Source organism: Acidobacteriota bacterium, assembly GCA_016208495.1.
Classification (GTDB): Bacteria; Acidobacteriota; Blastocatellia; order Chloracidobacteriales; family Chloracidobacteriaceae; genus JACQXX01.
Genome location: JACQXX010000095.1, coordinates 43,633 through 64,055, shown reverse-complemented (window position 1 = coordinate 64,055; position 20,423 = coordinate 43,633). Strand labels below are relative to the sequence as shown.

Below are 20,423 nucleotides of genomic sequence, written 5' to 3'. Positions count from 1 at the left end.
ATCAACTCCGCACGATTTTTCTGGTTAATCTTTTATCCGGGTCATTTCCTTGATATATAACGGTGTATACAATTTATGATACTTTCCTGTATACGATTTAATGATACTCAACAACCCTGAACCCTGAACCCTGAACCCTGATTCCTATGCCTGACCAAACATCCTCAACTCCAAATTTTTCTGAAGAAGAACGCCTTCGCCGATGGCGATTGATTTTAGGCGGCGGACCGGCTGACGGTACGGGTGCCTGCCTCACCGGAACCGACGTCACGATTGACCAGGCACTTCAGGCGCTCTATGGTGCCGGAGGCGATATGGGCGGAGATGGCGTGCAGCCCGCCCCACGCAGCGCCGGATTGGGCGGGTCGGCACCGAAAGTGGCTCGCTGGCTGGGAGACATTCGAACCTATTTTCCGACGTCGGTTGTGCGCGTGATGCAAAAGGATGCGCTTGAGCGGTTGAACCTCCGGCAAATGCTGATGGAACCCGAACTTTTGGAAGCGGTCGAAGCCGATGTGCATCTCGTTGCAACGCTGGTTTCACTCAGTCACGTGATGCCCGGAAAAACCAAAGACACGGCCCGGATGGTGGTTCGCAAAGTGGTTGAAGATTTGCAGCGCAAGCTGGCCAATCCGACCCGGCAGGCGGTTCTGGGGAGTCTGAACCGGGCCATTCGAAATCGCCGTCCACGCCACAATGAAATTGACTGGAATCGAACGATCAAGGCTAATTTGAAGAACTACCAGAAGGAATATCGGACCATCATTCCCGAAGTTCGCATTGGGTATGGTCGCAAGCGGTCTTCACTTCGGGACATTGTGCTGTGTGTTGATCAGAGTGGCTCGATGGCGACGTCGGTGGTGTATTCGAGTATTTTTGCGGCGGTGCTGGCTTCGCTTCCAGCGGTTTCGACCAGTCTGGTGGTGTTTGATACCGCCATTGTCGATTTGACGGAAAAGCTCCAGGATCCGGTCGAAGTCCTTTTTGGAACACAACTTGGCGGTGGCACCGACATTAACCGGGCGCTGGCCTATTGCCAGAATCTGATTCGACGCCCGCAGGAAACAATTCTGGTATTGATCAGTGATTTGTATGAAGGTGGAAATCAGGAAGAAATGCGCCGACGTGTCGCACATCTGGTGGGTTCAGGCGTGCAGGTGGTGGCGCTCCTGGCGCTCAGTGACAGCGGTGCCCCCTGTTATGACCACAACAACGCGGCGCATTTTGCAGCTTTGGGCGTACCGGCGTTTGCCTGCACACCCGATTTATTTCCGGATTTGATGGCTGCGGCGATCAACCGACGAGACATCAGCGAATGGGCCGCGACAAACGGCATTCCGTCAGCGCAGAAGTGAGAGAATGACAAGGGGACAAGGTGACAGGGTGACAGGGTGACAAATGACACGATAACAAGGTGACAAATAAGCACTTAGCCAACCATTGTCACCTTGTCACTTTGTCAGATGTCACCTTGTCATTTGTCACTCTGTCACCTTGCCATTCTCCGGGCGGTGAGCAGCACTGACATCATCGTTTTGGCGTCTTTAATTTCCCCAGCTTCGACCATGCGAAGTGCTTCGGAAAATGGGACACGAAGCAGATTAATCTCTTCATCTTCATCAAGTTGCGTCGTGCCCGGCGTTAAGTCCGTTGCCAGATAGCAATAGAGAACCTCAGTGCTATATCCCGGCAGGGCATAGAACTTTGTCAAAAATTCAATCTTTCCTGCTTTCCAGCCGGTTTCTTCTTCAAGCTCGCGTTCGGCGGCCAGGAGCGGGTCTTCGCCGGGTTCAAGGCGTCCGGCTGGAATTTCGGTCAAAACTTCTTTGGCTGGGTGGCGATATTGTTTCACCAGCAGGACATCGCCGTTTTCAAAAAGTGGTAACACTGCCGCCCCGCCGTTGTGATGGACGATATCAATTTCAGCCCTCAGGCCGGATTCAAGTTCAATCGAGTCGTGCGAGACGTCAAAAACACGTCCACGATGAAGAAACGTCTGATCCAAAAGTCGTGCAGGCATAAGAATGAAGAATTGAGAATGAAGAATATGGTTAGGGACTGTAAAAAATCAACTTCCCGTTTTCGTTTGGGAATCAGGCCTTTGGATCCGGTGGTAGGCCCAAAGCGGCCAACCGACCGGCTATCCGAACGGCAACGCTTCGCGGTGCAAGACCAAAACCTGGACGTGGCAGAACGCGCCCCAGGAACTTATTTTTTAACGCTCCCTTAGTGGTTAGTGATTAGTGGTTAGTGATTAGTGGTTAGTGATTAGTGGTTAGAAATCAATACTTTCGAAGAAGAACCAAAAACTAACCACTAATCACTTTCTTCATTCTTCATTCAATCAGAATTTCTCGTACATCCGAATCGCCAGGAACGCAAACACCGCAAAGAGCCCCAGAGCCGCCCGGTATTCACGATAGCGAAGATAGAGTTGAAGGTTAAAGGGGGACTGTAAGGCTGCTGGCAAGACCGTTAACTTCGGCAGAAGCAACGGCACCTGAGTTGCATATACTGGATAGTCATCAGGGAAAATCTGAGTCAGGTGACGGGCTTCGGCCTGCATGACTGGCAGATAGATCATGAGGAAAAAAGCAATCAGCCCCAGTGCAATCCAGAGGTTGCCGCCAGCCACCGCACATCCGATACCCATCAGGAAGCTCCCGAGATAGAGTGGGTTGCGGGTCAATGCGTATGGACCGCTGGTGGCAAGTGTTTCATTTTTTCGCAGGTGACCTGACGCCCAGGCTCGGGTCAAGAGCCCAAGCAGGGAAATCACACCGCCAATCACCACCACCAGCAGGGAAGGTCGGGCAAAATACAGATAGAGGCCGCTTAACACAAATCCTGATGGTACTCGGATCCGCTGTGCAATATGTTGCAGTCGGTCACTGGTTGAAACGGGTTGAGACAAGACGTTTGATGACATGAAGAACCCTGAACGGAAGTCAGAATCATGTGAATGATCCGGTAGATCTCGAAAACGGCGGATTATTGGTGGTTCGCTCCAAAAAAACAAGGCGTCAGGGCGTGGGAGTGCGTGGGGAATCGCGTCTTTTTCAAGAACTCAGAGCCGAAAGTATGCAACGTTTCAACGGATCGCACGCATCGCACCCCCCATTTCACACCTCACTCGTGCGGGTTCCTTTCCGCGAACACAAAATTCCATTTTTTTGAAGATGAAGGCCGGAATTCCTCAAAAAGGCCGGAATTTGACTGATCAACCAGCGGCAATGCACAGGCTCGTTCGTTATAAATCATTGAAAAACAAGTGGTAAGGTAAAAAATCAATTTGTCCGTAGGTTTTATTTGGTTTTGGAACGCAACTTGATTATCCTCACCTGTACCACAATAATAAGATTTATCTTCTTTGGTTGAAATCACACTACACCGCAACTGGTTGCACTATTCGATACCAAGGTGTTCTCTGAACATCTTGGGAAGGGAGATGACTCGATAATGATGGAGTGGTTGGAGTACCTGCAACTTCAGCGCCCATTTGCCCAGTCTTGGATCACGCATCTCATTGATATTGTTCTGGTATTTATCATCATCTATGAGATTCTCAAGCTGGTCAGGGATACCCGCGCCGTGCAAATGGCGACTGGGATTGCCGTGGTCGCGGTGCTGTATGTTGTTTCAAAAGTACTCCATCTGGACACGCTACAGTTTTTGATGCGAACAGCGATGTTTTATGTCGGGTTTGGCATCATTGTCCTGTTTCAATCTGAGATCCGGGCCGCGCTGACCCATTTTGGAAAAAATCTGGGCAATTCATTTCTCTTTCGTCAGAAGCGCGAGAAAAAGCCACTCGATACCTTTGATGAAATCATCCTCGCCACGACGACATTTTCAGCTCAGAAAATCGGAGCGTTGATCGTCTTTGAACGGACCATCGGGCTGCAGAATTACATTAACCGGGGTGTTCGGATGGATGCGGTTCTGAGTTATGACTTGCTGGTCAATATTTTCAACACCAACGCGCCGCTTCATGACGGTGCGGTCATTATCCGCAATCGCCGGATTGCCGCAGCCAGTTGTTTCTTACCCTTGACGCTCAACCCACGACTTTCAAAGGAACTGGGCACTCGACACCGGGCGGCGATTGGGATTTCTGAAGAAAGCGATGCGTTTGTCATTGTTGTCTCTGAAGAAACCGGGGTGATCTCCAGCATTGAACAGGGACAAATCACGCGCAATCTGGACAGTCGTAAGCTCCGGCTGGCGTTGTCACGGGCGATGGATTTGTCGCAAGTTGCGGATCAGCCACGGCGACGGTATTACCGCCGGACATTTGGCAGCGATATTTCAATTACACCTGAAAATTCGTCATCTGATGTTCCTTCTGAAACACCGCCATCCGGGACGCCAATTTTGACGACCAGCGGCCCCGTACCGTCAGTCAAGCGCTTTCGAGAAATGGGAGGCTTGAACCTTGGGGCATTCCGATTTGAAGGCCGTAGCTGGTGGGCGTCCATTCGCCACGTCGCGGACGACTATTTATTCAAAAATGGAAAATTGAAGCTGATTGCCGGTTCCCTGACGCTGGCGTTGTGGGTTTCGGTGACCAATCAGCAGGACGCGATTGCCTACAATATTCGCGGAGTACCGGTTGTCTTTGAGAATGTCTCAAGCACCCTCACCATCAGCAATCGTGACAGTGTTGAGTTCGTCAGTTTGCGGGTTCGGGGACCACGAGACGTCATCGAACGTCTTCGCCCTGAGTCGTTCACAATTCAAGTGCCAATGGGAGCCAAAGGCCCCGGTGAAGCCGTCATTCGGATTCGCGAACAGGATGGCGATGTTGTCATCAAAAAACCGGACAATGTGGAGATTTTGGAGTGCAACCCACCCCGCATGACGGTCAATTTAGAGCGTGTCGTCGAACGCCAGATTGAGATCAAGCCGAGTTTTCGTGGGTTTCCACCATCTGATTTTCAGGTGGCCGGAGTCACCACTTCACCATCAGTGACGACGCTTCGGGGACCTGAAAGCCAGATTGCCGCATTGCAGAGTGTTGGAACAGAGACTATTTTGCTTGATAACCGGCGAATTTCCTTCCGAGATCGGTATAAAATTGATGTGCGTGACCCACGAATTGAAATTTTGAGTCCGGCGGCTCAGGAAGTGGATGTGATGGTCAATATCCAGCAAGCATCCATCATTCGTCAATTTGCCGGTGTCCCAATTCGAAGCACCCCTTTTTCAGAATCGTTCCAATTTTCGCCCAGGACGGTGACTGTTGAGGTTGAAGGGCCAAAAAGCATTGTTGAAAACCTGCACCCCGAAAATTTAGCAGTCACGCTGAAGGAAAATGACCTGTCCACAGCAAATCACTTGTCACTCCAATGCCAGATCAATCTGTCCATCCCTGGAGTTGTGGTCGTGGTCAAAAAAATTGAGCCGGCTGTCGTTCAACGGTTGAACCGACGGTAAAACTGACAAGATGACAAGGTGACAGGGTGACAAGGTGAAGGGTGACAGGGTGACAAGGTGACAAGGTGACAAGGTGACAGGATGACAAGGTGGCAAGTGAGCACTTAGCAAACCATGGTCACCTTGTCATTCCTTGCCACAGACCGTGGGCTTCGCACCACGGCTATTACACAACGACCCTCCGGGCCTCAAATCCTTATCCCGGCGCTTATGCCCTGTCACCGTCTCTTGCCCTGTCACCTTGTCATTTGTCACCCTGTCACCTTGTCATTTGTCACCTTGTCATTTGTCACCTTGTCACTTTGTCAGTTGTCTTTTTTCTGGTCCATTTGCCATTTTCTGGTGTCAAAGCCTGCGGAGGTACTGCCTATGGCGACCAATCCTGGCTTTTCAATCAAACAGGAAACCCTGGCTCGGCGGTGTGAAATTTGCCACCAGTCAGACAGTTTTATCCCGGAAACCAATCATTGCTCCCGGTGTGACGGAGTCCCAACCTCACCAGAACCATCACCAGCGGCAGTGATACCAGTTGAAACTCCAATGTTTCTGAGGGGTTATGCCGACTTCGACCAGCAGGCTCATGAAATCTTCTCTGAACGTTTGGTAATGGTGGCAGCGAGTCCGTATGTGCTGCTCACGCTTGGGATCTTGAGTAAGGAGCTTGGTTTTCCTAGAAGTATCGGAGAGCTTCTTGCCCAACTGGCACTTGGGTTATTTTTTGTTGTTCCAGTGCTTGGGATGGTTTTGCTCATTGGGCTTTACACGGAAGGAAAAAGCATTCGAAAACTCTTTATCTGGACCTTGATTGCCAGCGGGCCGATTCTATTTTGTGCCTTGACACTGTTCATCTTTGCAGTTGCCACGGCTTGAACTTCACCATCCATTGAATATTAAGAAGAGCCAATGACTACCCCAGCTTTTGATCAAGACTATACCGCTGGAATGAAACTTGCCCGGCATATCCATCTTGGCTTGGCGCTTTGGCCGTGGATCTGGTTGGCGTTGTTGGGGATGCTGCTCTGGTACAGTTCACGTGTGCTGGGACGCTGGCCCGTGCCGTGGCGGGATGATCCATTTCTGATTGGGTCGGGATGGTTTTACCAGGCACTGATGGGAAGTGTCATGATGGGCTTTTTTACGTCGGTGATTTATGTTCCGTCGTGGCCGTTGGTGACGATTGTTCTGAGCCCGATGCTGACCCGCCAGGAGTACAAACGCCGCTGGGGGCTCTTCATTTTTGGGGTTGTGGCTGTGGTTGGATGCCTCGGAATGAACTCCGGATATTTGTTGAACTGGCTGAGTGATTGAGGTCCAGAAATGCGAAAGGGCGACCCACAATGCTGAAATACAAATGGAATCACGGCGTGGTCACGTTCATCGTCAGCCTCGTGGCTTCCCTGACTGTGCCGTGGATAACCGATGATCCGGCCTGTCGCCCCTTTGGACTTGGGCTCGCGCTGTTTCTCATGTTTGTGATGGCCGGAGTCGAATACTGGCCGCCAGGTGTATTGGATCGTTCCTGGATGGTGCGGCTCTTTTTCACCATGATGAGTGTCTGGGCCATTGTTGCGTGGTGGGGATTTCCGTCGGGAGGGCTGGCTGTTTTGGCCCTGCTGGTTCTCGCGGCTTTTTTTCGTGATTATGCGATCTGGACAAAGATCAGAAGGTGGGTCTGGCTTGGTGTTTTTCTTGGACTGCAATTTATCTCTCGACCGGTATTTGATGACATCTTAAATTGTATCAATCATTTGCCTGGTGCTCAGGCGATTGAGCGTCGTTTTGGTATGAGCTTTGTGGAATACCATTTTTTATTTTTCAATGGCTCAGAACTGTTGCGGATGCGACGCAGGGGCGGTTCACTCCTGCCCGAAGAGCTGGCTGTTCTCAATATCGCACTGGTTGGGCTCTTCATCGCCGGTTGTTGGATGCTGGTTCGAAACTGGTTTCACCCAAATTCGGACCTGACTCACAGTTCATAAATCATCTGGACACAAAAACTTCTACCTTCAATCAAGCAGGGGGCCATGTATGGCAACCAATTCTGGCTTTTCAATCAAACAGGAAACTCTGGCTCGGCGGTGTGAAATTTGCCATCAGTCAGATAGTTTTATCCCGGAAACCAACCACTGTTTCCGGTGCGATGGCGTTCCAACCTCGCTGAAGCCATCACCTGCGGCGGTGATACCGGTTGAAACCCCAATGTTTCTCAGGCGTTATGCCGACTCGGAGCAGCAGGCATATGAAATCTTCTCTGAGCGTTTTGTAATGGCGGCAATCAGCCCGTATATAATTTATATACTTGGAGTTATCGTCAGGGAGCTTCGTTTTTCCCAAGATCCTGGAGAGATGTTTTTTCAACTGGCCACGGGCTTGTTTTTTGTTTTACCAGGGATTGGAATGGTGTTCGCTCTTGATGCTGCGGTATATCAACGGAGCCTTCGAGCATTTTTTCTTGGGACCTTGATTGCCAGCGGGCCAATCATCCTGTTTTTTCTGCTTCGTTTCATTGTGACCTTGAGTGTTTCTTCCAATTCATCTGACCTTGAAGGGGAGGTGTGTATTTGTTTGAGCGGATGGGTAGGAGAAGTCTTCAGTATTTTTTGAATTGATGAAGGAATCTGGAGTTCTATTTATGCGCTATTGGCGAATTGCTTTGTTGGTGGTCCTTCTCCTGCTCATTGCTTTTTTCATTCCAGAACGCAACAAACAGCCACTGCCAGTTCTCCCAACCACCACGCCGGTCCAAAAAAGTGTGATGGAAACGCCTGTCCGTCCTGGGCCTCCACCGGCTCGAACTGGAGTAGCTGTCCAAACCAATTCGCTCTGTACCGTTGAGATCGGGTTTCGCCCGTTTGATCGAACCAAACACCGGCTCACGTTTTATCGAGACGCAGAATATCCGGCTTTGATAAAAGTGGACGGGGTTCATCACAGTGGTGTTGACGGCAGTATTCCAGATGAAGAAATCGAGTTTTTTCACATCAAACATGCCGGGAAAGTATTTGAGGTTCCTCACTCTGTGTATAGGTCGCTGTTTGAACCCCACTTTGGTTCTAGATATGTCAATTCGGCATTTCAGTTTCAGTCTGATGCAGAGACAATCACAGTAACCTTTAGCGGAGGTGATGGGGCAGGAAGTTATGAGGCAAAATTTGTCATAAATCTGGAAACAGGCAAGGGAACACGTTATCTCAACGAGTTTCCAGATTTTGAAAGAGCCAAAATCAAGCGATTCAAACTCGTGGAGCAACGCTAATCTGAGTCGGTTTTCGCCCGGATGGGCGCCGGATAGTAGCCGGAGGGAAGCCTGCTTTGAGGCGCGCCCTCCGGAATGCAGGCCAAGACGATTCGCGCCCGGATGGGCGCTGGATCAAACTCCCAACGGGTTTGCAGAATCGAGGACCTGACCGACAAAATCTTCCAGCGCCCATCCGGGCGCGGGATGAAACTGGGCCGTGGTCCGGTGGTAGCGCCCAAAGCTGCGCGACCACCGGCTACTCTCCATCGTCCTCCGGACGGGAAAAGCAAGATCAAACAGTCTTTCCACAACCGGGCGTTTTCATAAATAGAACTTGAAATGAGTGGTCGATTGCCGGTAAGAGTTGAGTCTCACCATATTTACAAAAGGAGTATTGCCTATGGGAGTCCGCAATATCATTTTGTCAATTGTTCCAAAATCCTGGGCCATTTCAATGGAAGCTGAGTCTCGTGCCTGGATGATGAAATGCGAAACGTGCAGCTACGAAATGTCGGTCTGGGAAGCCGGAGGTCTTCGCTGGAAAGCAAAAGGGAATCCGCGCCGGATGGTGCACTGTCAAAAGTGTGGCCAAATGCGGATGCACACGACGTATCTGAAAAAATAGCGGGTTCCGGGTTCCGGGTTCCGGGTTCCGGGTTCCGGGTTCCGGGTTCCGGGTTCCGGGTTCCGGGTTCCGGGTTTTCGAAACCCTCTCCCTTTTCCTGGATTGATGACTCGCTGCTCGCCTACTTACTCTCAACAAGTCGAATGAAACAGCCCGCCAACCAGTTCGGTTTCAGCCAGTTTGTTATAGAGCACCACGGCGGCTTTGGTTTCCGCGATGTGGACCTGGATATTCTTTTCTTTTAGCAGTTTCAACGTTTGCGGATGTGTCTGAAGCACCAGGTGCATTCCGCGTGAAAGCACAATCACCTGGCTGCCGTGATCAAGTAATTCCTGGACATCCGTCGGTTGAATGCCCGGCACGTGGCGCGTTCCGGTTTCATTCCAGTCCCATTCGCGTCCGCCGCCAGGGAAGAGCTTAAAATCTTTTCCGGCGCCGAGTCCTTCGACTTCGATGTGTCCCCAGGAAATTTGTGTGATGCGAGGAGATTTTTTGACGGTTGATGACATGATTTTCTCCGAAAAGTCTTTCCAGCATGATTGAAAGGGCTGAGGGCCTGGGGCTGAAGGCTCGCAGGCTCGGGGCTGAAGACATCGGGTCAATCTTAAATCCCATCCCGACTTCTTCAGCCCGAAGTCTTCAGCCCTCAGTCTTCACCAACCAAACACAACCGCTTTGGCGATCTGCTTCCGTTGTTCGGCCTTTTCAACGGCACGTTAACGATAAAATTTGCCTAAACCCGTGGAAGATACTCTCAATGTTTGCGGGCAATAAGTGCCATTCGGACTGGCGGAAGTGGTTGATCCCCATACTTTGGCGAAGTGTAAACCTCAAATCCAATCTGACACAACTCTTTTGCCAGTTCGGTGGCCCAGTAAAGCTGTTGCCGATGAATTTCTTCATCCCGTCGGTAGAGGTCACCAACCTGTCGAAACGTGATGATGCGACGAGTCAGGGTTGCTGTTTCCGGGTCTTCTGTTTTTTCAACCAGTACCAGCCAGTCAGTTCCTTCGGTAAAATGTTTGATGGTTGTGTTGGGTGGACATTGCCCAGGTTCGGCGATATCAAATATGAAAATGCCGCCTGGAGTTAACGCCTGATAAATCCGTTGGAAAAGCTGGGTGATTTGATGTTTGGTGTTTTCAGGGTCAAACAAGTAGTTGATACATTCACCCATTGAAGTTACCGCAACACAAGTTGGAATTTCAGCTTGAAACAGGGAATCAACCCGAAAGTCTGCTTCTGGAACGCGGTTTCGCGCCAGATCAATCATGGCTGGAGAAATATCAACGCCAAGGACTTGATAACCGGCACGGTGTAATTGTTCAGCCCAGATGCCGCTTCCACATCCCAGATCAACGATCAATCCCTGGTGAATCTGGTGTTGGCGCAGGCATTGTAAAATTCCAGGTGCCGCTGTGATGGCAAAATCAGCAAAGCCAGTGTCATGGATAAAAGCCAGATCAGATTTGTAATATTCAGACATAGAGAAACTCTGGAAAATGAAAACCAAAAGCGGTCGGCAAAAGAGCTTGGAGGGCAATATTGCTCTGTGATAACAAGCGTCCGCTCGCAGTCAGGCGTTTCTTACGCATCATAACCAGTCAGGTGCTCGTCGCCAACTTTTGGAGATTTTTTTATATGTCAACCTATGCTACAACGCGCCCCCAACCAGATGAACACACGCCCTATCACACCATGTATCTGAGCAAAGTGCCGGAAGGTCATATTCTGGAAATTCTGATCAAACACGGTGAGGATATCCACCAGCAACTCAGTCAGGTATCGGAAGCCCAGTCAGCCTTTCGCTATGCAGAAGAGAAGTGGAGTTTAAAACAGGTGCTTGGCCACCTGATTGATACCGAGCGGATTTTTCAATATCGCCTGCTGCGGGTTGCCCGCAAGGATCAAACGCCCATCGAAGGTTTTGAGCAGGATGACTATGTGGCTGGTGGTGAGTTTGACGCCCGATCCTGGGCGGACTTGCTCGCCGAGTACACCACGGTTCGAGCTGCAACGGTCAGTCTGATCAGCGGGTTACCTGCCGATGCCTGGCTCCGGCGGGGAACGGCAAACAATAATCCGGTGAGCGTTCGGGCGCTGGTGTGTTTGATCGCCGGGCACGAATTGCACCACATGAGTATTGTCAAGGACCGATACCTCACACAGCTTTCCCAGTAATCAGCTTTTCAAAAGCAAGGAGCGAGCCTCAATCCATGTCGCTCCTTGCCAGACGTCATCAGCCAGTTACGTCTTTTCCGGTGACCAGGACATAATGCAGTAAACCCCGTTTCGAACGTCAGCCGCCATCAATCGAAAACGGTAGGGTTGTTTGGTCCCCTTGCTGTCGGTAATCATCACGATAGCGTGGGCTTCTTCATTTTTGATACTCGTGACCGTGTACGATTTCACGTCCAATTCATTGAGCGCCGTACCCTCGGTGCAGGTTTGTTGGTTATCAGTTTTGCCAGCGATTTTCGCATCCAGAAATTTGTGCAACATATTCATAATGTTGGTTTCAGTCTGGTTTTTTGGAACATGAGGCGCATTTGGATCCGGAACGGCCCCACAGGCCGAAAACAAAAAGACCGACAAACAGATTCCTGCAAACAAAGCACGAGATGCTTTCAAGCGTAAGTGAAGTGTTTTCATAGAGTTCCTCTCGAACAAAAGTTGCGTCGTCAACGCTTGATTACCCAGAAGTTCAACCAGTCCTGAAGCTTGAACAAGACAACTCGAATCCAACTGCATAATTAGCAGTTGGGTTCGTTCTGTGTAAATTTTGGGCTGATCTCCCTGTCTGGCTTGATTGGTATATGTGGCTGACTAAATCGGCCACGCTTGAGTCAGCAGAGAATAGAGGGTACGACCAGATTTTTCAACTGAGAACAGGCTTATTTCACTTCAAATCGTGTCTTGCTGAATTGGTGTTCGAGCGTGAAAAACGCTCAAAAAGAGAAGCTCTTTATTTCCCAATTAAAAACACCAGCGGAATATCAACCCGCTCGCGCCAGGATTTTTCTGAATGCTCGGCACCTTCAAACTTTCTGGTAATCCAGTTTTTCCCGGTTTGGTAGCCTCGTTGTTTCATGACTTCATCCATTTTCAATTGGAATGGTTCATAGGTTGAATCCAGCGTGGCGGTGCCATAGTCGAAATAAATCTTATGCGTACGCGGGTCAGGGAGATGGTTTTTCAAATACTCAATCATCGCCCCTTCACCGGCTGGCCAGTGGGTTGAAACGCAGCCCGCACCACCAAAGACGTTTGGGTATTCGCTAATGGCGTAGGCCGAAATCAACCCGCCCATACTCGAACCCATAATGAAAGTGTTTTTACGGTCGGTCAGTGTCCGGTAATTAGCATCAATAAAGGGTTTGAGTTCAGTAACCAGAAATTTGAGATAGTTGTCCGACACAATCGGGCCGGTGGCATTGATTGGAATATTTTTCAGGTGGGCGGTATCCGGATCTTTGGCCGCCTTTTGGGGCATATATTCCGCATAGCGTTTGGGGCTATTCCAGATGCCGACCACAATGGCCGGGCGAATTTTCTTCTCTCGAATTAACCGGTCCATGGTTTCGTCCACACCCCAATCAACACCACCGTACGACGTCTTTGGGTCAAACACGTTCTGCCCGTCGTGCATGTAGAGCACTGGATAGCGTTTATTTTTATCAGTTTCATAGCCTGGCGGCAGCCACACGTCTACGTCACGGGGATCAATCAGTTTTGAGCTGAATTGGGCGTGTTTTTTGACCATACTTCCTCCGCTGGCTGAGGTTTGAGCTGCGGCTGGAATCAACCCCGCAAATGGCACCACAAACACAAGGACAAGCAGTCCAATGATACAGAAACGCTGGTTGAGTACATTGGAAATAGTTAATTTCATCGCACGTTTCCTTTCCTGAAGAAAGCGGATAAACCACTGATATGATTGGGAAAACTCAGATGGAGAGAACTGTCATCAGGGGGAATTATGGTGATTGGCCCGCATCTTACTCCAAATGGTCTCTAATCCAAAACCAATCAGGATGCCGATGCTGTAGCAGACAAGATCGCTCCATAAAAAGCCGCGTCCGAGCACCAACCCACCCAGGCGGTTTTGCCGAATCGCGTCAATCCATGGTGCGTGGTAAATCTGGCTGAATTCAATCAGGTAGGAAAATCCAGCCGCCATCACCGCCAGCCACAAAGTTGATCGTTTGGGCCAGAGCATTCCAAAGCCCAGAAAAACCATCAGTGCCCAGAGCGTATCTCCAGCATAAGCCGCGATAACCTTTGGAAGGATCGGCCCAAACCGGCGAGATGCCAAACCAGCCACAATAACCAGGCAGAAGAACCCAAAGTACCAGAGGCGGTTCCGGAGAGGGAAGGCAGGGTTTAGGGTTCGGGGTTCAGGGTTCAGGGTTGTCATCCAGTTATTTTGATTGGGTGGAGTCGCAGTACCATTGGGGTATAAACCACACCGCCTGTACAGAGTTCTTCGCTGATGGCTTCAAACCCCATTCGACGATAGGCAGTGACAGCATAGGTCGAAGAATTGACCGTGACGAGTTCAACTTCAGGGAACTCAAGGCGAATGCGTTCGACAGCCGATTGCATCAGGTGCTGGGCAATGCCGCGGCGGTGGAACTGTTCGTCAACATAAAGCATCAGGACGTGGCTGGGACAACGGACCTGGATCATTCCGGCCAACACTGTGTCTATTTCAGCCACAAGTGTGAAATGTCCAGCGGCGTGGCGTTCAGCCAGGTTTTCAGCATTTGCAAAATGAAGGATTTCTGTTTGACCTTCCTGGGTTAATCCAGGAGCGATAAAGGTTGAGAAGGATCTGAGAGCCAAATCTGAGACCAATTCAATTTCATCAGAGCGCATATCTCGAATCAACATCATGCGTTTCCTCAAACACCATTCAGGATGGATTTTTTGAAACTCATCGAAAACCCGGACCCCTGACAAGATGACCGACTGACAAGGTGACAGGGTGATTTTTTCATCCCTCATCCTTCATCCCTCATCCCTTCCGAAAACCCGGAACCCTCATCTTTTGAATTTCTGTCGAAGTTGCTCCAGTTCTTTTTGAGCAATATTGGTAAAGCAATCGGGGCAAATACTATGGCTAAACTGTGTCCCGAGATGATCAAAAATATATTGCTCAATTTGCTGCCAGTAATTTTCATCCTGTCGGATCTTTTTACAGTAAGAGCAAATCGGCAAAAATCCTTGGAGCAGTTTGACTTCATCAAGTGCTGTCTGGAGCTTTTGGATCAGTTCCTCACGCTCGCGCTCAATGCGTTTGAGTTCGGTCACATCGCGGATCACACCGACCAGAAAGGGGTCACCGTTTGGGCTGATATGGAGTGTTTTCTTCGTAATGATGATATGAGTGTTGCCGTCCCGGTCGGTTAGTTCCTCTTGATTGACATTTTCTATACCGGTTAAGAAGACTTCTTCATCTTTATCCTGAAATATTTGAGCCTGGTGAGCTGGGAAAAAGTCGAAGTCTGTTTTTCCCAGCATTTTCTCGCGTGAATGACCGCTAAAATCACAAAACGCATTATTGAGCAAGACAAACCGATGCTCACGATTTTTCACAAAAATTGGGTCTGCGACTGAATTAATGATGTCATCCATGCTTGCCTCGACATGAGCGGGGATGATTAAGGAAATCTCAACCCTGGTGACATACTAGCACTGGAATGCATGTGATTGAAGCCAGTCTATCTTGTTTCAACTGATTCAATCAAAAGTAAATACACCCGTGTAATCTGATGGAAATATAACAGTGTAGTTTGAAGGTTGCTCGTCGTGATTCACAGGTGAGACCGCAACAACTGATCCACGGCTGAGATCGTTTCCCAAAAGAGATGTGTTCCACATAACATCAGAGATTGGGCTATAGGGCCATAAGCGCCAGGATAAGAAAGCCCGTGCCCTTTCCGTTGGTATTGAATGACGTTCTTGTTGGGTTTGGGTTCCGTCCTGGCCGTGGCCGTGGGCTTCGCACCACGGCTATTAAACGACGACCCTCCGGGCCTGAAATCCTTATCCTGGCGCTTATGGGGTTAAGGGCTGAAGAACATGGGGATTCAACCCGATTCCGACTTCTTCAGCCCGTTTTCTTTAGCCCGATTTCTTCAACCCGAAGTCTTCCGCCCCGAGCCCTAATATCCAACTGACGGCAGAAAACATCCGCGTGGTTCGTGGTATTCGCCCATGGCCATCAGGTTCATCGGTTTGATAACGCGCATTCCCTGACCAAGACACCAGCGAAACAAGGCCGATTGACGGATTGGAATCAGGAAGGACAATGGTTGGGGCACAATTTGGGAAGTGCCAATCAAGAGCGCCTGCATGTCTTCGGTTGTTTCAGCGACGCCGTGATTGAGCGGCCAGAAATGTGGTGATGAGGTATAGGCGACCAATCGTCCATTCCGAAACGCCGCAAATGACGGAAACATTGGCGGCATATGGCGGAGTTCGTTGGTGCGTTCAATGCTGTGGATGCTGTGGCAAAGTGCGGCGCAGGCATCAAGGTCGTCAGCGGTGAGTCGTCGGACTTCAACTCCAGCCGGAAGGTCAGCCTGGATCTGGCCTTCAATCATGACCAGCGGTTCTTTGATATCAAATCCAAGGCTGGTATAGAGCGATATCGAGGCCGTGTTGAAGGCATCCTGAACCAGCCGAATTCCAATGGCATCGCGGCCTCGATCAATCACGGCCTGCATCAGCTTTCGGCCAATCCCGCGTGCCTGACACTGTGGATCAATCGTAATTGGCCCAACGCCCCGAATAGCGTCGTCTTCGGATAAAAAATTTGACCCGACAAACACCCCATCAAGTTCAGCCGCGACACCAAACGTCGTCGGACTGTTGATAAAGGCGCTGGCAAACTGGGTGGCAAATTCAACCGACGGGAAATCCGGTCGAAAATTGTGCTGGTCGGCAATTCCCTTGAAGGCTTCGAAAATGATGCGCCCGCAGTTTTCGGCATCCGCTGGTGTGATCGGACGAAGGTGAATCGTCATGTGCCTTTCCTGAAAGAATTGATGTGGAAGATTTTAATAGGTAAAAGAAACCAACCCGAGCCCTTTTTCGTGCGCCTGTCGCAGAAAAGATCGAAATTCCTGGCGGGCATCTTCAATGTATTGATCTGGATGGATCAGGCTTTGTTCTTTGAGATGGATGTACTCGTCAATGACCTGTTCTGAATTCAGATGCCCGATAATTGGAATATCCGGTGGTGGCGGAACCGGGATTGGTATTCCTGATTGAAGGATTGCCGTTTGGATTTCAAGGTCAACAATCCGGTTAATCAGGCCATCGCCTTCTAAAAAATGACCGAAGTGTTTGCACAGGAGTTCGACAGCATATCCATACTGAAACGCCGTCGCCGGGTTCTCCAGGGGTCTGCCTTCAATGATGTGCACCAGTGCATCGCGCAACGTGATGGCCCCGCGCTGAATTTCCTCTTCAAACCAGAGGTCATTGTGCTGAAGTTCATAGGAAAATTTTTCTTCAATCGTCCAATACAATGTTTGATCGTTTGAACCGTAAACCGTGCGAATCACTTCAATATCAACCGCAAAAGCAACTGTGCTAAATGCCATATGGGTCAGGGAGTCCTTGAGTTTGGATACACTCCTCAGTGTAGGTGAGGTCGAGGCAAACTTTTGATTCTTTATGCTTGAAGCGAAGTTGTTTGGCAAGTCAGTTTATCCGATGAGCCTCTAACAGTTTACTTGTGCTCACCAGAGATCGAGAATGCAATGGCCTGAGGAAACTGGTCCTTGAGATCTGAAACTGTAGTCCTGGTTAAAGGATTCCCTGTCAAAAACAACTGGCGCAAAATTGGAAGTGAACTCAGCGAAGACGGGATCTGGGTGAGCCGGTTGTCAGGAAACTCAAGGACTTTCAGATGATACATTCGGCTCAAACAGGAAGGAAGTTCAACCAGTCCGCAGTTCCCAATGTGCAACGTTTTGAGATTGGAAAGTTGTTCCAGAGAGTCTGGAAGGAAAGGGATATCAGCGCCGCGAATGCAAAGCTCTCGAAGTGAGCAACACTCAAGCACTGCTTCAGGAAACCCGTTGAGCGCAACATTTAGAATTGTCAGGTGTTGGAGTTTTGACAGGCTGGCAATTTCAACTGGAATCACGGTGGATTGTCCCCAGCCAAGTTCAAGGTGCGTGACATGCCGAAAGTGATTGAATGACTGTTTCAGCTTGTCGGCATCGTATTGAAGTTTGAGGCCCGCAGGGTCGTTGTTCAATAGCCGTGGTGCGAAGCCTACGGTCACGGCCAGGACGAGACCCAAACCCAACAAGAACGTCGTTCAATGCCAACGGAAAGGACACAGGGTTTCTTATCCTGGCGCTTATGGGGTTTGGGGCTGAGGGCTGAAGACATCGGACTGAAGAAATTGGTTTTATTTCATCCCTCATCCTTCATCCCTCATCCCTTCGATTGCCCCGAGCTTGCGAGTCTTCAGCCCCAAGCCCTGAGCCCGAAGATTTCTCGGCTTCGGCCAGCCAGCCACGTTTCAACTGGTCGGTTGGAATGCTCGAAAGATAGGGTTTCAGATCGAGAATTGGCGTTCCATCGAGCATATCCAGTCCTTTGACGTGCAACTGGTTGCCTTCACGTCCAAGCAATTGCACAACCGTCAATCCGATTCGATTGGGACGTTGCGGCGAACGGGTCGCAAAAACTCCGTGGGAGCGGGTATCTGTCGGCGGCGAGGCCATCAAGTTGAACTCTTCCACGCGATCAAACACCCAAATGACAAACAGATGTGAAAAGCCTTCAATATCAGTCAACCCGGCTTCAAATTTCGGCAGAATTTCAAGCGTTCCTTCGGCTTCGTGCTGGGCACCGCAGCCTTTGGGAATCTGCTTGGTTTCAGTGTACTGGCAGCGAACAAATCCAATTGGGAACATTGAAAACATCGGTGGGCCTCGTTTCGGGAAACTGGATGGCTCTTAGAGCGGCGGCATCTTATACCAGTTTGTAGTCAGTAGATCGTAGTCAGTAGTTCACTAACTTCAATTGATTGAATTACTTGACTGTTTTCTAATACGATCACTTCATTCCAAAATGGTATTACCTGCAGTCAATTCTAAAAAGAAGAAGCCCAGAGTTCGGTTAATTAAAAGATCGCCGGAACTGGTACGGTTTTAAAATAATGAGTTTTTTGGGTTTTGCCTGAGAGTTGATCATGAAACCAACCTCGCCCAGCACAATACCTGAGCCATCCGCAAAAAATCTAGGTTCGGGGTAGAACGTAATATTGCTCCCCAGAGCTTCTGGGCAATCTCCAGCTTTCTTTTCTTTTTCTGAACAAGGTTCAATTTTGAGTTTGAAACGACTCTGGCCAAATGATTGACTTAACGTAACTTCAAACGTTTCAGACTCAGTAAACCGTAAGGCAATCAGCGCCATTTTCGAATAGTCCAACTCTTTGAGTGATAGGGGTTTATCAATGATTTTTTGTTCTGTGGCATCAATGACCTGGAGCCTCCATTCCCAATCCTGATTTTGAACTGATGGTACTCGCCAAACTGTGATTCCAAGAATGTAAGCCAGTTCGTCGGCGGTGAGATTGGGTTTTTGAGCTGAAATTGAAATACCGGTGAACAAAACAAGGCAGAAAGCAGGGAATAAGTGTTTCATTGGATTGTACCTTTTGACTGAGGAATCTTTGACGCGGGAGTTTTTTATGAAAGTCTGACTCCACAATGAAGACAGTAAAGTGGCTCTCCCTTTTTCATATTTTGATCATGAATTAGCACTGACTGATGACATTGTGGACATTCAATTGGAACAGCACCTGCCAGATAACCACCAATAAAAAGGCCAATATAGACCCAGGCTCCAGCAACCAGAGGGATCAAGAGCAATGGTAAGAAGCCGTCTGTCCCAAAAAGAAAAAATATCGTCAGAATCAGGCCAAAGCAGGCAGCGAAAAAGGCGTTGAACCTTAGATTTGCCCGATGTTGTTTCAGGACTTGAAATTCCGGTACGGCCAGTGGATGTTGAACTTCTGTGTTTTGAATCTCTGAACATCGAGAACAAAACCCGGTCTCCGGGTCAAACTGGTTGCTTTGATGGCAGAGTTCACAGCGTTGGGCGTGGTGCTCGGTTCGGATTTTGAAAACCATCGGTTTCACCTACTCAGAACAACTCAAAAGTCTCTTTCACCACTTCGCAGTTTGATTCACGAATTTGACTCCTGTGAGCTTTCAAGTCGCGAAGCAGTTGATAAATCCAGCCATGGCATTCAACACAATGTCTGGAAATTCGCGATGGGGTGAGTGTCCGCACCCCGGAATTGCCAGGGTTTCAACGGCTACTCCGCTCTGGTCTTGAATGGCCGCAACCTGACGCCATGTGCCATATTCATCAGCTTCGCCTTGAATGATCAGCATCGGAGCGGTAATTGCCGGCAACACTGATTCGATATTCCAGGCTTGAAACTCTGGATGGAGCCAGATGTCATTCCAGCCCCAAAAGGCAATGTCGGTGTTGTCACCGTGGTGACGTGCCAGACGCTGGCGCAGATCAGTTGTGCGATACACTTCGCGAATCTGCGCAATGCTGGCCAGCCCTGGCGGCTCGGTGAACACATGCGGAGCTTCCAGGATCAACCCGCATACTGACGAACCTTTGGGCCCACCGGCATAAATCAGGGCAATCGAAGCGCCATCGCTGTGACCCACCAGAATCGGTTTTTCAATTCCGGTTTGCTCCAGAATCAGACCCAGAATTTCGGCTTCGTCGTACATAAACCGAACTGGTCGAGGCAACACAGCCGGATCAGATTTTCCGTAGCCCGCCCGCGAATACACCAGCGCGCCGCATCCTGTTTGCAAAAAAAGTTGTTCGGGAAAGTCTCTCCATAATGACACACAGCCCAGCCCTTCGTGAAGAAAAACCAGAGTTGGACGTTCATTTGGTGGCAGCCCAAACCAGCGATATTCAAGCCGGGTCTGGCCAATGTAGAGAAAACCGGGTTGGGGAGTCATTGAGATGTTCAAGGCTCAGGGAAATTTAAGTTGTTAGCAAATTTAGAATTTATCTCAAAACTCAAAAGACAGACTGGTTTTGAATCCGCGAAGCGGG

Annotated in this window: 25 protein-coding genes; 10 read left to right on the top strand and 15 right to left on the bottom strand. The window is 49.6% G+C overall.

Going from position 1 to position 20,423, the window contains the following annotated elements:
* Positions 1-146 precede the first annotated feature (146 nt).
* Positions 147-1,355, top strand: a complete 1,209-nt coding sequence (locus HY774_19790; GenBank protein MBI4750735.1) for a VWA domain-containing protein — start codon at positions 147-149, stop codon at positions 1,353-1,355.
* Positions 1,356-1,489: 134 nt separating this feature from the next.
* On the opposite strand, the gene HY774_19785 is transcribed toward HY774_19790, so the two are convergent.
* Positions 1,490-2,020, bottom strand: coding sequence for an NUDIX hydrolase (locus HY774_19785; GenBank protein MBI4750734.1), 531 nt, complete (start codon positions 2,018-2,020; stop codon positions 1,490-1,492).
* A gap of 324 nt (positions 2,021-2,344) precedes the next feature.
* A complete protein-coding gene (locus HY774_19780) occupies positions 2,345-2,929 on the bottom strand; it encodes an isoprenylcysteine carboxylmethyltransferase family protein (protein ID MBI4750733.1) in 585 nt (194 codons plus the stop codon).
* Between the two features lie 530 nt (positions 2,930-3,459).
* On the opposite strand from HY774_19780, the gene HY774_19775 reads away from it, so the two are divergent.
* From HY774_19775 to HY774_19740, 8 genes are all read left to right on the top strand, one after another.
* Positions 3,460-5,436 (top strand): TIGR00159 family protein, encoded by a 1,977-nt coding sequence (locus HY774_19775; protein MBI4750732.1) that lies wholly within the window; start codon positions 3,460-3,462, stop codon positions 5,434-5,436.
* 369 nt (positions 5,437-5,805) lie between these two features.
* On the top strand, positions 5,806-6,306 hold the full coding sequence (locus tag HY774_19770) for a hypothetical protein (GenBank protein MBI4750731.1): 501 nt from the start codon (positions 5,806-5,808) through the stop codon (positions 6,304-6,306).
* Positions 6,307-6,339: 33 nt separating this feature from the next.
* Positions 6,340-6,744: a hypothetical protein gene (locus HY774_19765; protein MBI4750730.1), complete on the top strand. Its 405-nt coding sequence runs from the start codon at positions 6,340-6,342 to the stop codon at positions 6,742-6,744.
* A 29-nt stretch (positions 6,745-6,773) separates the two neighbouring features.
* A complete protein-coding gene (locus HY774_19760) occupies positions 6,774-7,415 on the top strand; it encodes a hypothetical protein (GenBank protein ID MBI4750729.1) in 642 nt (213 codons plus the stop codon).
* A 49-nt stretch (positions 7,416-7,464) separates the two neighbouring features.
* Positions 7,465-8,040 carry a hypothetical protein gene (locus HY774_19755; GenBank protein MBI4750728.1) on the top strand — a complete coding sequence of 192 codons (576 nt, stop codon included), beginning with the start codon at positions 7,465-7,467 and terminating at the stop codon, positions 8,038-8,040.
* Positions 8,041-8,068: 28 nt separating this feature from the next.
* A complete protein-coding gene (locus HY774_19750) occupies positions 8,069-8,692 on the top strand; it encodes a hypothetical protein (protein ID MBI4750727.1) in 624 nt (207 codons plus the stop codon).
* Positions 8,693-8,767: 75 nt separating this feature from the next.
* Positions 8,768-9,001, top strand: coding sequence for a hypothetical protein (locus HY774_19745; protein MBI4750726.1), 234 nt, complete (start codon positions 8,768-8,770; stop codon positions 8,999-9,001).
* A gap of 73 nt (positions 9,002-9,074) precedes the next feature.
* Positions 9,075-9,299 carry a hypothetical protein gene (locus tag HY774_19740; GenBank protein MBI4750725.1) on the top strand — a complete coding sequence of 75 codons (225 nt, stop codon included), beginning with the start codon at positions 9,075-9,077 and terminating at the stop codon, positions 9,297-9,299.
* Positions 9,300-9,430: 131 nt separating this feature from the next.
* Here the strand turns inward: HY774_19740 and HY774_19735 are convergent, their stop codons facing one another.
* On the bottom strand, positions 9,431-9,808 hold the full coding sequence (locus tag HY774_19735) for a hypothetical protein (GenBank protein ID MBI4750724.1): 378 nt from the start codon (positions 9,806-9,808) through the stop codon (positions 9,431-9,433).
* A 245-nt stretch (positions 9,809-10,053) separates the two neighbouring features.
* Positions 10,054-10,785 (bottom strand): class I SAM-dependent methyltransferase, encoded by a 732-nt coding sequence (locus HY774_19730; GenBank protein ID MBI4750723.1) that lies wholly within the window; start codon positions 10,783-10,785, stop codon positions 10,054-10,056.
* A 155-nt stretch (positions 10,786-10,940) separates the two neighbouring features.
* On the opposite strand from HY774_19730, the gene HY774_19725 reads away from it, so the two are divergent.
* Positions 10,941-11,480, top strand: a complete 540-nt coding sequence (locus HY774_19725; protein ID MBI4750722.1) for a DinB family protein — start codon at positions 10,941-10,943, stop codon at positions 11,478-11,480.
* Between the two features lie 66 nt (positions 11,481-11,546).
* Here the strand turns inward: HY774_19725 and HY774_19720 are convergent, their stop codons facing one another.
* The 11 genes from HY774_19720 to HY774_19670 all read right to left on the bottom strand — a co-directional run bounded on the left by HY774_19720 (position 11,547) and on the right by HY774_19670 (position 20,326).
* On the bottom strand, positions 11,547-11,951 hold the full coding sequence (locus HY774_19720) for a hypothetical protein (GenBank protein MBI4750721.1): 405 nt from the start codon (positions 11,949-11,951) through the stop codon (positions 11,547-11,549).
* A 313-nt stretch (positions 11,952-12,264) separates the two neighbouring features.
* Entirely contained in the window at positions 12,265-13,062 is a 798-nt protein-coding gene (locus HY774_19715; protein MBI4750720.1) for an alpha/beta hydrolase, read from the bottom strand.
* 204 nt (positions 13,063-13,266) lie between these two features.
* Positions 13,267-13,716: a DUF2809 domain-containing protein gene (locus HY774_19710; protein MBI4750719.1), complete on the bottom strand. Its 450-nt coding sequence runs from the start codon at positions 13,714-13,716 to the stop codon at positions 13,267-13,269.
* Complete coding sequence (locus HY774_19705; GenBank protein MBI4750718.1) at positions 13,713-14,195, bottom strand: GNAT family N-acetyltransferase; 483 nt, start codon at positions 14,193-14,195, stop codon at positions 13,713-13,715. Before HY774_19705 ends, HY774_19710 begins: the two co-directional genes overlap by 4 nt.
* Before the next feature lie 147 nt (positions 14,196-14,342).
* Positions 14,343-14,936, bottom strand: coding sequence for a PAS domain S-box protein (locus HY774_19700; protein ID MBI4750717.1), 594 nt, complete (start codon positions 14,934-14,936; stop codon positions 14,343-14,345).
* A 530-nt stretch (positions 14,937-15,466) separates the two neighbouring features.
* Positions 15,467-16,330 (bottom strand): GNAT family N-acetyltransferase, encoded by an 864-nt coding sequence (locus HY774_19695; protein ID MBI4750716.1) that lies wholly within the window; start codon positions 16,328-16,330, stop codon positions 15,467-15,469.
* A 33-nt stretch (positions 16,331-16,363) separates the two neighbouring features.
* Positions 16,364-16,912, bottom strand: a complete 549-nt coding sequence (locus HY774_19690) for a hypothetical protein (GenBank protein MBI4750715.1) — start codon at positions 16,910-16,912, stop codon at positions 16,364-16,366.
* A 128-nt stretch (positions 16,913-17,040) separates the two neighbouring features.
* A complete protein-coding gene (locus tag HY774_19685; protein MBI4750714.1) occupies positions 17,041-17,574 on the bottom strand; it encodes a leucine-rich repeat domain-containing protein in 534 nt (177 codons plus the stop codon).
* A 175-nt stretch (positions 17,575-17,749) separates the two neighbouring features.
* Entirely contained in the window at positions 17,750-18,250 is a 501-nt protein-coding gene (tsaA, locus tag HY774_19680; GenBank protein ID MBI4750713.1) for a tRNA (N6-threonylcarbamoyladenosine(37)-N6)-methyltransferase TrmO, read from the bottom strand.
* Between the two features lie 196 nt (positions 18,251-18,446).
* Positions 18,447-18,743 (bottom strand): hypothetical protein, encoded by a 297-nt coding sequence (locus HY774_19675; protein ID MBI4750712.1) that lies wholly within the window; start codon positions 18,741-18,743, stop codon positions 18,447-18,449.
* 800 nt (positions 18,744-19,543) lie between these two features.
* On the bottom strand, positions 19,544-20,326 hold the full coding sequence (locus HY774_19670; protein MBI4750711.1) for an alpha/beta hydrolase: 783 nt from the start codon (positions 20,324-20,326) through the stop codon (positions 19,544-19,546).
* Positions 20,327-20,423: the final 97 nt, after the last annotated feature.